At 64.7% G+C, this 11,218-nt stretch carries 10 protein-coding genes; 4 read left to right on the top strand and 6 right to left on the bottom strand.

Annotated features, from left to right (window positions below):
• Positions 1 to 53 precede the first annotated feature (53 nt).
• The gene (locus tag ACZ46K_RS11190) at positions 54 to 1,274 is read right to left on the bottom strand and encodes an alkane 1-monooxygenase (RefSeq protein ID WP_464749287.1); all 1,221 of its coding nucleotides are present in this window, start codon (positions 1,272 to 1,274) and stop codon (positions 54 to 56) included.
• A gap of 232 nt (positions 1,275 to 1,506) precedes the next feature.
• Entirely contained in the window at positions 1,507 to 1,710 is a 204-nt protein-coding gene (locus tag ACZ46K_RS11185) for a cold-shock protein (RefSeq protein ID WP_054807297.1), read from the bottom strand.
• A gap of 162 nt (positions 1,711 to 1,872) precedes the next feature.
• Here ACZ46K_RS11185 and ACZ46K_RS11180 point away from each other — a divergent pair, with 162 nt between their 5' ends.
• The 3 genes from ACZ46K_RS11180 to ACZ46K_RS11170 all read left to right on the top strand — a co-directional run bounded on the left by ACZ46K_RS11180 (position 1,873) and on the right by ACZ46K_RS11170 (position 5,483).
• On the top strand, positions 1,873 to 3,138 hold the full coding sequence (locus ACZ46K_RS11180; protein WP_054810539.1) for an aminotransferase class I/II-fold pyridoxal phosphate-dependent enzyme: 1,266 nt from the start codon (positions 1,873 to 1,875) through the stop codon (positions 3,136 to 3,138).
• Positions 3,139 to 3,446: 308 nt separating this feature from the next.
• Complete coding sequence (locus ACZ46K_RS11175) at positions 3,447 to 4,706, top strand: YibE/F family protein (protein ID WP_054810540.1); 1,260 nt, start codon at positions 3,447 to 3,449, stop codon at positions 4,704 to 4,706.
• 132 nt (positions 4,707 to 4,838) lie between these two features.
• The gene (locus ACZ46K_RS11170) at positions 4,839 to 5,483 is read left to right on the top strand and encodes a hypothetical protein (protein ID WP_464748242.1); all 645 of its coding nucleotides are present in this window, start codon (positions 4,839 to 4,841) and stop codon (positions 5,481 to 5,483) included.
• 76 nt (positions 5,484 to 5,559) lie between these two features.
• Here the strand turns inward: ACZ46K_RS11170 and ACZ46K_RS11165 are convergent, their stop codons facing one another.
• From ACZ46K_RS11165 to ACZ46K_RS11150, 4 genes are all read right to left on the bottom strand, one after another.
• Entirely contained in the window at positions 5,560 to 6,972 is a 1,413-nt protein-coding gene (locus ACZ46K_RS11165) for a DUF7159 family protein (RefSeq protein ID WP_054806762.1), read from the bottom strand.
• A gap of 158 nt (positions 6,973 to 7,130) precedes the next feature.
• The gene (locus ACZ46K_RS11160) at positions 7,131 to 8,450 is read right to left on the bottom strand and encodes a UDP-glucose dehydrogenase family protein (RefSeq protein WP_464748239.1); all 1,320 of its coding nucleotides are present in this window, start codon (positions 8,448 to 8,450) and stop codon (positions 7,131 to 7,133) included.
• An 83-nt stretch (positions 8,451 to 8,533) separates the two neighbouring features.
• Entirely contained in the window at positions 8,534 to 8,743 is a 210-nt protein-coding gene (locus tag ACZ46K_RS11155; RefSeq protein WP_054806763.1) for a three-helix bundle dimerization domain-containing protein, read from the bottom strand.
• A 101-nt stretch (positions 8,744 to 8,844) separates the two neighbouring features.
• Complete coding sequence (locus ACZ46K_RS11150; protein WP_464748237.1) at positions 8,845 to 9,519, bottom strand: hypothetical protein; 675 nt, start codon at positions 9,517 to 9,519, stop codon at positions 8,845 to 8,847.
• Positions 9,520 to 9,694: 175 nt separating this feature from the next.
• On the opposite strand from ACZ46K_RS11150, the gene ACZ46K_RS11145 reads away from it, so the two are divergent.
• The gene (locus ACZ46K_RS11145) at positions 9,695 to 11,182 is read left to right on the top strand and encodes an MFS transporter (protein ID WP_464748235.1); all 1,488 of its coding nucleotides are present in this window, start codon (positions 9,695 to 9,697) and stop codon (positions 11,180 to 11,182) included.
• Positions 11,183 to 11,218 lie beyond the last annotated feature (36 nt).

The raw sequence follows: 11,218 nt of genomic DNA, 5'->3' as shown, positions 1-11,218 counted from the left end.
TAGCCTCCCACCCGCGCGTTCCCCGAAGCTGCGACCCGATCGTTATCGCAAACTCATCTTCTTGTTACAGGATTGCCGGGCTGTCCGTACCGTGCAACCAGTGCATCCACTTTGTTCGGGTCCATATTGATACGACTCAGATCGTAGTCGTAGTGCTCGAGAAGCTTCGGATCGATGACACGACGCCACAGCGGCGGGAACAAAGACAGGATGATGAGCACGGCATATCCCGCGGGAAGTTGCGGCGCGTCGCCCATGGACCGCAATGTCTGGTAGCGACGCATCGGGTTGGCGTGGTGGTCGCTGTGTCGCTGAAGGTTGTACAGGAACAGGTTGGAGCACATGTGGTTGCTGTTCCAGCTGTGCTCGGGTGCCACACGCACGTACCCCCCGTCGTCACGTTTGCGTCGCAGCAGCCCGTAGTGCTCGAGATAGTTGGCGCCCTCGAGGAACATGATCGCCATGGCGGCCTGCACCACGAGCCACGGTGCGATCTGCCACCCGAACACGGCAAGGAGTGCCGCGTACAACACCACGCTCATCAGCCAGGCGCCCAGGACATTGTTGTGGATCGGATTCCACCTCGACACCCCGCGACGCCCGAGTCGCGCCTTCTCGTATTTCCACGCCGACATGAGGCTCCCCATGACGGACCGCGGCAGGAACTTCCAGTAGCTCTCGCCGAACCGCGCGGTCGCGGGATCCTCCGGGGTCGCGACGCGGATGTGGTGTCCGAAGTTGTGCTCGACGTAGAAATGCCCGTAGAACGACTGGGCGAGGGCGACCTTCGCGAGTCGTCGTTCGACCTTGGTGCGTTTGTGGCCCATCTCATGCGCCGCGTTGATCCCGACACCACCGACGATGCCGAGTGTCGCGGCCATCGCGAATCGTTCGGCCCAGCCCATCGGCTGCGACACCCACATCCAGCAGCCGAAGAAGAGACCCGCGTACTGCAATGGCAGGTACACGTACGTGCAGCGCCGGTAGTACTTGTCGTTTTCGAGGCTCTTCATGACCTCTTCGGGCGGATTGCTGGTGTCGAGCTTGGTGAAGCGGTCCACGAGGGGGCAGATGACGGCAATCATGATGGCACCGGTGGCCCAGAAGACGCCGAGATGCAGGTAGTGGACCAGAACCCAGGCGATGAACGGACTCAGCGGTATCGCCAGGCCGTACAACCACAGGTATCTCTTGGGATCTCGCCACCGACGTGTACTCCCACCCTGTTGCTCGCTGTGCGCAACAGAGTGTCCTCCCCTGACAACAGACACCATCAACCCGCTCCAAGCCACTCGGAAGAAACTTCCGAGCACGATTTGCTTGTTCACAGAAACAATCTGGTCTCTGTGACCCCCCGACGCGGGTAGATCTTACCGAAGTGCGCCTCACCTGCAGCAATCCGTCGCATCTTTGTGCTCCAGACCACAGAGTCCGCACCCCGGACATACGACGGCGGCGCCGCATCTCACGATGCAACGCCGCCGGCAGAAAAAGCTGTGGATCGAGTCAGATGACGCGGACGCCCTGAGCCTGCGGCCCCTTCTGCCCCTGTCCGATCTCGAACTCGACGCGTGCACCCTCGTCGAGGCTCTTGAAGCCCGAACCCGAGATCTCGGAGTAGTGCACGAAGACGTCAGCTCCGCCACCGTCCTGCTCGATGAAGCCGAACCCCTTCTCTGCGTTGAACCATTTAACTGTTCCCTGCGCCATTCCGAGTACTCCTAAATCGTCCCGCTTCATCACCCCGACGAAGCAGATCTTGCATGGAGCCCCAATCATTGCACTGATACGGACAAACGTCGCCCCTGGGTTTCGACTAATTTCGCGTGTCGCGAAAAACCGGGTGAAAATCGTTTGCTCGACAGTGGCACGATGGTCCCCGTGAACAACGAGGATCAGGGCCAACTTCATCATCGAATGACACGCACACTCGAGCAATCGTCGAAGCTCCAGAACGTGCTGTACGAGATCCGTGGGCCGGTACACGCCCACGCATCGCGCCTCGAAGCCGAAGGCCACCGCATCCTCAAGCTCAATATCGGCAACCCCGCACCGTTCGGATTCGAAGCACCCGACACGATCGTCCAGGACATGATCGCGTCGCTCCCGCACGCGCAGGGCTACTCCGAATCGCGCGGTATCGCCTCCGCGCGCCGCGCGATCGTCACCCGCTACGAGCTGGTGCCGGGCTTCCCCAAGTTCGACATCAACGACATCTACCTGGGCAACGGCGTCTCCGAGCTCATCACCATGACGATGCAGGCGCTGCTCGACGACGGTGACGAAGTCCTCATCCCCGCGCCCGACTACCCGCTGTGGACGGCGATGACCTCCCTCGCCGGTGGCACACCGGTCCACTACCTGTGCGACGAGACGAACGAGTGGAATCCGGACATCGACGACATCGAGTCGAAGATCACCGAGAAGACCAAGGCGCTCCTCGTCATCAACCCGAACAACCCGACGGGCGCGGTGTACTCGCAGGAGATCCTCACCCGGCTGGTCGCGCTCGCCCGCAAGCATCAGCTGCTGCTGCTCGCCGACGAGATCTACGACAAGATCCTCTACGACGACGCAAAGCACGTGTCGCTGGCGACGCTGGCCCCGGATCTGCTGTGTTTGACGTTCAACGGGCTGTCGAAGGCCTACCGTGTCGCCGGCTACCGATCGGGCTGGATGGTCATCACCGGCCCCAAGGATCACGCGTCCGGGTTCCTCGAGGGCATCGATCTGCTCGCCTCCACACGACTGTGCCCCAACGTCCCGGCACAGCACGCGATCCAGGTGGCGCTCGGTGGCTATCAGAGCATCGATGATCTGGTGCTGCCCGGCGGACGACTCCTCGAACAGCGCGACGTCGCGTGGGAGCGCCTCAATGCGATCCCAGGTGTCAGCTGCGTCAAGCCGCGCGGCGCGCTGTACGCGTTCCCGAGGCTCGATCCCGAGGTGTACGAGATCCACGACGACGAGAAACTCGTCCAGGACCTGCTGCTGCAGGAGAAGATCCTGATGGTGCAGGGCACAGGCTTCAACTGGCCCGATCACGACCACCTGCGTGTCGTCACCTTGCCGTGGGCACGCGATCTCGCGGTGGCAATCGAGCGGTTCGGAAACTTCCTGTCCAGCTACAAACAGTAGGAATCGTTGCCGAACAGAGATGTAGGCACTCGTAAGTCGGAAAGTACCAGGTCGGAGCAGCTTCACCCTTGGCCGACATGGGAGTTTTGTCCTAGGGTGATCAGCCACACACACCGCTCACCTTCCCGGATTGGTGAAACTACAAGTACCTTGGTTTCTGGCACTTCGAGTGCCGGGCTCCCTGGCTCACGCCATCCCCCCTGTGCGAAGCCAGGTGAAGGTGGCGGGGACACCCCCTGCTCCCCGCCACCACCAGCCCTTTCTCCCCTCTCGCGGAACTCCCGCCGATCTATGGCTAGCCTGTTGCGGTGAGTCATGGACACGGGCACGGACACGGGCATGTCGAGGGCCCCGCTCCGCTGGCCCCTCTCGCCGCCAGGATCGTCGTCGGCCTCCTCGTTGTCATCGGCACAGTCGTTCTGGTGGGCACAGCGATGCTGTGGCCGAGCGAGCAATCCGTCGACATTCCCGCGCCGTTCCAGACCTCCGACGGTGGCGCCGTCGTCACCGAGGCCGGAACCGTCACCGAGCAGAGCACCGGGTGGTGTGGAAGCGCCTCGATGGGCCGGGTGTTCACGGGTGAGCCGACTCCTCCCCCGACCGAGGCGTTCCAATGCGAGCGCAGCATCATCGACATCGAGACGGGCCCCAACGCAGGCACCCGCACCTTGCTCGAAGTGATTGCGGGCCCTGGCCAACCCGAACTGCACGCCGACGATTCGATCCGTCTGGTGCGCCAGACCGACCCGTCCGGCGCGACGCTGTACTCGTTCTACGACTTCGCCCGCGGACTGCCTCTCACGTTGATCGTCGCGGCGTTCGCGATCGTCGTCGTCGCTGTCGCCCGGTGGCGCGGCCTGCGCGCTCTCATCGGGCTCGGCGTCGCGTTCGGTGTGCTCGTGATCTTCATGCTCCCGGCATTGCTCGACGGGCAGCCTGCCGTCCCGGTCGCGCTGGTAGGTGGGTCGCTGATCCTCTACGCGGTGCTGTACCTCGCACACGGGGTCAACCTGAGGACGAGTTCCGCTCTCCTCGGCACCCTCGCGTCGATGGGCCTCGCGGCCCTGTTGTCGTATGTCGCGATCGAGATGACGCACCTGACGGGCCTGTCCGAGGAACAGAACACCGATGTGCAGCTCTACCTCGAGCAAGTGTCGATCACCGGTCTGCTGCTCGCCGGCTTCATCATCGGTTCTCTCGGTGTGCTCAACGACGTGACGATCACCCAGGCGTCGTCGGCGTTCGAGCTTGCGGCCCTCGACCCCCGGACCTCGCGTCGGGAGATCTTCGTGTCGGCGATGCGCGTGGGACGCGACCACATCGCCAGCACCGTCTACACCCTCGTCCTCGCCTACGCCGGTGGCGCCCTCCCACTGCTGCTGCTCTTCTCCGTCGCGGGCCGATCGGTGTCGGATGTGATCACCGGCGACGCCGTCGCCATCGAGGTGGTCCGCGCGTGTGTCGGTGGTATCGCGCTGACGCTGTCGGTGCCGCTCACCACCGGAATCGCCGCCGTACTCGCGCGCACCGGCGCCCCGGCTGCACCCGCCGGCCGCCACTCGCGCTGACGAAGACAACTTTCGTCCGCTTGTCCGGGTTTCCGTGGGTCGTGAGGCAACGGGAAGCCAGGTAGGTGGGGGAAGGTTTATCCACAGGCACAAAAGCTATCCACAATGTCGTCTTTGCGCGGTTCATAGAGCGTGATTTCGGGCAGGCTCACGGCATGCCGGATCCCACACCGCTCACCCGAGCCCAGCCATGCGTCGGCAGCACTCGTCCACGGCTTCGACATGTGGAACGTCGACCTGAGACGAGTACACATCTCGGGAAACAAGGGGCGGATCACCGAAAGTCTGCATCGGCACCAGACGCAGTTCTCCGACGGCGACGTCGTCGACATCGGCGTTCCCGTCACCTCGATCGAACGGACGATCGTCGACCTCGCTCGGTCGCTTCCGTTCGAGCAGGCGGTGGTCGCGGGAGATGCCGCGCTGAGGCAGGACCCGTCCGCGCGCAACCGGCTCGAGGGTGCCGTCGCCGCCGCATCGTGGGACCATGGCACGGCGGCGGTCCGCGCGGTCGTGGCGTTCATCGACGGGCGCAGCGAGAGCGTGGGTGAGTCCCGGTCGCGGGTGCGCCGATCCTGCAGCAGGTCGTCCAGTCCCGACACGGACACACCTATCGTCTCGATTTCTTCTGGAAGGACACTGGAGTCATCGGCGAGTTCGACGGACTCGGCAAATACGACGACCGCCGCGACCTCGTGGCGGAGATGCGGCGCGAAGACGCTCTCCGCGCACTCGGATTCCAACGCGCGCGCCGGGAACGCTCGAAAGGGTGCGTGACGGAAACCTTCCACCACCTACACGGCTTCCCGTTGCCTCACGACCCACGGAAACCCGCACAACCGGAGGAAACTTCTCAGAGGCCGGGTAGCTGGATCTGTGGGAGCGGTGGCAGCTGGATCGTCGGTAGCTGGATGACCGGAAGGTCGACACCCGGGATCAGCTGTGGCGGCGGTGGCGGAGCCTGTTCCGGGGAGGGAGGAACCGGACGCGGAGCTTCCTCCGTCACCGTCGTGGTGACGGGAGGAGTAGTGGTCACGGTCGCCGGTGCGACGGCAGGCTGCGGGCGCGGCACCGTGCGCGACGTCGTGGGCGTCACGAACGTCTCGGTGGGGCTGGTTCCGTCGTCGTCGGACGACCCGGAGAACAGGCCGTTGCCTGCACCCAGTCCCACACCGATCACCGCGACCACGGCCAGCGCGGTTCCGGCAAGACCGGCACCGGAGATCTGCCTGTCGCTGACCGCCGGTCCCTTCCTGGTCAGCGCGCCGACCCACGACTTCTTCGCGGTGGCGACGGCAGGCTCGGGCTGGGCCGACGACTTCACCGGCGCGGTGATCACCGGGATCTGCTCGGTGACCGCCGACATATCCGCCGACGGAGGAACGATGCGGGTCAAGGAGCTCACCGGCTGCGAGGCCGGCGGTTTACCTGCGAGGATCGCGCCGCCCTTGGCGAGGACGAGTTCCGGCTCGTGCGGCACGACCAGCGGAAGGCCGATCCACGAGCGCAACACTTCCTGCACGAGCGGAATGTGGGCGCCCCCGCCCAGCAGGACCACAGCCTCGGGATTGCGACCGGAACGCGCGATGATGTGATGCACGAATTTCGCCGACGACTCGACACACTGACCGATGAGAGGGTCGAACGTGTCGCGCGACATCAGCACGACACCGGCCGCACCGGGAACGGCCACGCTGTCGGTCTCCGACAGCTGTTCCTTCGCCTGCCGGCATTGCGCCGACAGTTCGTCGTCGGCCGTCGGATTGTCGGGTCGCCACACTCCGTTGGTGTCGAGCTGGTGCTCGCGGATCACCTGATCGAAGATGCGACCACCGATGATGTCGGTACGTTCGGCGAGGACCTCGCGGAGACCGAGATCGACCACGGTGACGGTGAGACCCGAGTCGCCGAGGTCGTAGAACACGGCGGTGTCGCTGCCCAGCTCACCGGTCGACTGCAGGTACGCGAGCGCTGCCTCCGGCTCGGAGACCAGCGTGAAATTGTCCAGATGCTCGACCATCATCGCCGCGCGGATGCGCTCGGCCTGAGCTTCGTCGCGGTAGACGATGCCCACCGCGTCGATCGGCTCGCCGGCGATACCGGTCTGGCTCAACACACCCAGCGTGCGGGCAGCGAGCTGAGCGGGCTTGTCCTTGCCCGTCTCCACCACTTGGAATTGGAAGCCCGCCGATGGTGCAGTCCGGTCGATCGGACGCACGATCCGAACGGCACTCTCCCCCACGGTTACCCCGAGAACCGAACTCATCAGCCGCCTTCGACAGTCGTTGTCGCGCCGGCTGTCAGCCACCCCCGGCACTTCGCACCCGACCGATGGTACCCAATGGGATTTTCCATATCACCAGGGTCGGCAACTCGAGGCGTTCGCCACGCCGAACCTCACGTGACAGTTACGTGACGTAACCATCAGACCGCGACACCCAGCCTCGAATAGGTCCATCCGGAGCTTTCCCACACCTCGCGGTCGAGGCACGCCCGACCGTCGAGCACGGCGCGGGTGTTGACGACCGACGCAATCGCCGTCGCGTCGAGGTCACGGAATTCGGGCCACTCGGTGAGTACGAGTACCGCGTCCGCCCGCGTGCAGGCCTCGATCGCGGTCGTTGCGTATCCGAGAGTCGGGAACACGCGTCGTGCGTTGTCCATGGCCTGCGGGTCGAACACCGTCACCGCCGCACCCTCGAGTTGCAGTTGCCCGGCGACGTTGAGTGCCGGGGAGTCGCGGACGTCGTCGGATCCCGGTTTGAACGCGGCTCCGAGCACCGCGATTCGCGTGCCGAGGACCGAGCCTCCGCACGCCTGCCGCGTCAGCTCCACCATCCGTGTCCGACGACGCATATTGATGCTGTCGACCTCACGCAAGAAGTGCAGCGCCTGATTGGCGCCCAGCTCACCGGCGCGAGCCATGAGCGCGCGGATGTCCTTCGGCAGGCAGCCGCCACCGAATCCCAGGCCGCTGTCGAGGAAACGTCGGCCGATCCGGTCGTCGTGTCCGAGGATGTCGGCGAGTTCGACGGCATCGGCGCCCGCAACCTCACAGACCTCGGCGATCGCGTTGATGAACGAGATCTTCGTGGCGAGAAAGGCATTCGCCGACGACTTCGCGAGCTCCGCGGTCGCGAGCTCGGTGACGAGGAAGGGCACGCCGCGGTCGATCAGCGTGGCGTACACGTCGCGCAGGATCGCTTCGCCGCGTCCTTCTCCCTTACGCTCCACTCCGCACACGAGGCGATCCGGCGAGAGGGTGTCCTGCACCGCGAATCCTTCGCGCAGGAACTCCGGATTCCACACGAGTTCGACGTCGGCCGGTGCCGCGGCGCGGACCCGCTCGACGAGGTCGACCGCCGTCCCGACGGGCACCGTCGATTTGCCGACGATCAGCGCGGGTTCGGTCAGGAGTGGACTCAGTGCATCGACGACGGCATCGACGTGCGACAGGTCCGCCGCGTACTCGCCCTGCTTCTGTGGGGTTCCGACACAGATGAAGTGGACGTCGGCGAATGCTGCCGCGTCTTCGTAGGAGGTGGTGAAGGTGAGACGGCCGGCCTCGAGGTTCCGGCGGAGCATCTCTGCCAGGCCCGGTTCGTAGAACGGCACCTCGCCCGATTCGAGCTTCGCGATCTTGCCGGCATCGACGTCGACCCCGAGCACGTCGTGCCCGAGTTCGGCCATGCAGGCCGCGTGTGTGGCTCCCAGATACCCTGTTCCGAACACTGCGCAGCGCATACCTGACTTACTACGCAGGCGATGTGAGCGGCGGGCAAACCGTCGGAAGCGACGAGCGAACGGCCGATGTACATCCGCCGGAATCAGTCCGGCGTCAGAGTCCCTCCGAGGACGACATGCGCTCTGCGTTCGACGAACAGTGGCACGAATTCTCTGATCCTGCGGCCGTCGAATTCGGCCCTGAGGTCGGCGACGAGCTTTTCGATGTCTGCGACGGGAACTTGCGGGAACCGGCTGCTCAGCTGCTCGATCACCCTGGAGATACCCTGTTCCTCGGAGCTACCGGTGCTCATGGGTCAATTGTTCCCCGGAATCATGGGATTTCATAGCAGTTTCCGTTACCGAATTTGTGGTCCAGCACAAAAGCTGCACGGAAGTGAGGGTCGGCCGGTTCTCAGCTGAGCAGGTTGACTGCGTTGGCAACGACGAGACTGAGGATGACGATCGACAGAAGCGACTGCACGGACATCGTCAGCTTCACCCAGCGCGCGAGCGGCATGACGTCGGTCGGACTGAACGCGGTCGCGTTGGTCAGGGCCAAGTACAGGTAGTCGACGAAGATCGGCCGCCATCCGGGCGCCGCGAGGCGCGGGTCCAACTGCTGGGGAAACGCCAGATCGGGATGGGCCGGTGGCCGAAGATGCCGGGTCACGGGTCCACCGCCGTCGAGTTCCCAGTACAGAAAGGCGAACGCGAGCACGGTCTGCAGCCACACCAGGGCCCCCGCGATGAGCAACTCCTTCGGCACCGTTGTCTGCGGGGCACCGTGGAGCAGATCCCAGACGAGCCGAGCCGATCCCCACGCCGCACCCGCGGCGATCACCACCACGAGCGCGATCGACAGCGCCCGCACCCATCGTCCCGGCCGGTCGATACGACCCGGATCGACCACGATCAAGGTGAGAAGAACAAGCCCTTCGATAGCCGGCAGCACCCATTCGGTGCCCGGTGAGTACCGCGCGGGCAGCAGGAAGGGTACGGCCATCGCGGCCAGGACGAACACCGATGCGGTCCAGCGTCGCTCCGCGCGGGGCGCGTCCCCCGCGGGGACGGGCGAATCGTCGCTCATCGTGGAACCTTCGTTCCTGAGTACGGAAATTCTCTTGTACGAGCGTCGGTGTCTTGTCCGACAGTGGGTGTACCTTGATTCCTCTGAGCCTCCGTGGCCTGGTGCCGTTGATCGTTCCGAACGTCTGCCTTGCTCACCGGTGGCCGACTCGAGACAGACGGTGAGGAAACAGCACGTGACCGATACGAGCCAGCAGCACACCTACGCCAGGCCCTGGCCTGCATTGTGGGCGCTGTGCCTGGGCTTCTTCATGATCCTCGTCGACACCACCATCGTTGCGGTGGCGAATCCGGCAATTCTCGAAGCCTTCTCCGCCGACATCAACAGCGTCGTCTGGGTGACCAGCGCCTACCTTCTGGCGTACGCAGTGCCCCTGTTGATCACCGGCCGCCTCGGCGACCGGTACGGCCCGAAGAAGCTGTACCTGACGGGATTGGCTCTGTTCACGGCGGCATCACTGTGGTGCGGCTTGTCAGGCAGCATCGAGATGCTGATCCTCGCGCGAGTGTTCCAGGGCTTCGGCGCCGCGATGATGACCCCGCAGACGATGGCTGTCATCACCCGCACCTTCCCGCCCGACAAGCGTGGTACCGCGATGGGCCTGTGGGGCGCCACCGCCGGTGTCGCGACGCTGGTCGGCCCGCTGGCCGGCGGCGTCCTCGTCGACGGACTCGGCTGGGAGTGGATCTTCATCGTCAACGTGCCGGTCGGTGTCATCGCGTTCCTCGCTGCGATGCGGTACGTCCCCACCCTCGAGACGCACCCGCACAAGTTCGATATTCCTGGCGTCGTGCTCAGCGCCGCGGGCATGTTCTTGCTCGTGTTCGGCCTGCAGGAAGGCAACACCTACGACTGGTCGCTGCGGATCTGGCTGATGATCGGGGCAGGACTCGTGCTGCTCGCACTGTTCGTCCGGAACCAGTCACGCAACAAGGACGAGCCGCTACTCCCCCTCGTGCTCTTCCGCGACCGCAACTTCTCGATGGCCAACATCGCGATCACCTCGATGGGCTTCTCCATCACCTCGATGATGTTGCCCCTGATGTTCTACGCACAAGGTGTGCGCGGGCTGTCCCCGACCGGTTCTGCCCTGCTGATGGTGCCGATGGCCGTGTTCTCCGGTGTGCTCGCCCCGTTCGTCGGCAAGTTGGTGGACCGCACCCATCCGCGCTACATCGCGGCGCCGGGATTCCTGATGCTCGCGATCTCGCTGGCGTGGCTGGCACTGGTGATGACGCCCCACGTCGAGATCTGGGAGTTGCTCCTGCCGATCACGTTGATGGGCATCGCCAACGCGTTCATCTGGTCGCCTCTTGCCGCGACCGCCACACGAAACCTGCCCCCGCACCAGGCAGGCGCAGGTTCCGGCATCTACAACACCACCCGGCAGGTCGGTGCGGTCCTGGGTAGCGCGGCCATCGGTGCACTCATCACTGCGCGCCTGTCTGCCAACGGCCTGTCCGGCGAGGGCGGCGGAATGGAGGGCATGACCGGCGAGATGCCCGAGATCGTCCGGGACGGTTTCAGCTCGGCGATGGCGCAGTCGACACTGTTGCCCGCCGTGGTGCTGGCCATCGGTTTCATTGCGTCGCTGTGTTTCACACGTCCCGTCCGGAAAGACGAGGAACGTCCGGCCGAGAAGTCGGCAACCGGCGGGAGCTGACCCACGACGATCTCCGGTCGACCATTGCAAGCACCT

Source organism: Rhodococcus sp. JCM 9793, from assembly GCF_055380405.1.
Note: the sequence above shows the minus strand (reverse complement) of the source record. Positions and strands in the feature narration are given on the sequence as shown.

What these genes read in the sequence shown, in the direction of transcription:
- ACZ46K_RS11190 (WP_464749287.1), bottom strand. Translation starts at nt 1,274, where the DNA reads ATGGTGTCTGTTGTCAGGGGAGGACACTCTGTTGCGCACAGCGAGCAA.
- ACZ46K_RS11185 (WP_054807297.1), bottom strand. Translation starts at nt 1,710, where the DNA reads ATGGCGCAGGGAACAGTTAAATGGTTCAACGCAGAGAAGGGGTTCGGC.
- ACZ46K_RS11180 (WP_054810539.1), top strand. Translation starts at nt 1,873, where the DNA reads ATGGTCCCCGTGAACAACGAGGATCAGGGCCAACTTCATCATCGAATG.
- ACZ46K_RS11165 (WP_054806762.1), bottom strand. Translation starts at nt 6,972, where the DNA reads ATGAGTTCGGTTCTCGGGGTAACCGTGGGGGAGAGTGCCGTTCGGATC.
- ACZ46K_RS11160 (WP_464748239.1), bottom strand. Translation starts at nt 8,450, where the DNA reads ATGCGCTGCGCAGTGTTCGGAACAGGGTATCTGGGAGCCACACACGCG.
- ACZ46K_RS11155 (WP_054806763.1), bottom strand. Translation starts at nt 8,743, where the DNA reads ATGAGCACCGGTAGCTCCGAGGAACAGGGTATCTCCAGGGTGATCGAG.
- ACZ46K_RS11150 (WP_464748237.1), bottom strand. Translation starts at nt 9,519, where the DNA reads ATGAGCGACGATTCGCCCGTCCCCGCGGGGGACGCGCCCCGCGCGGAG.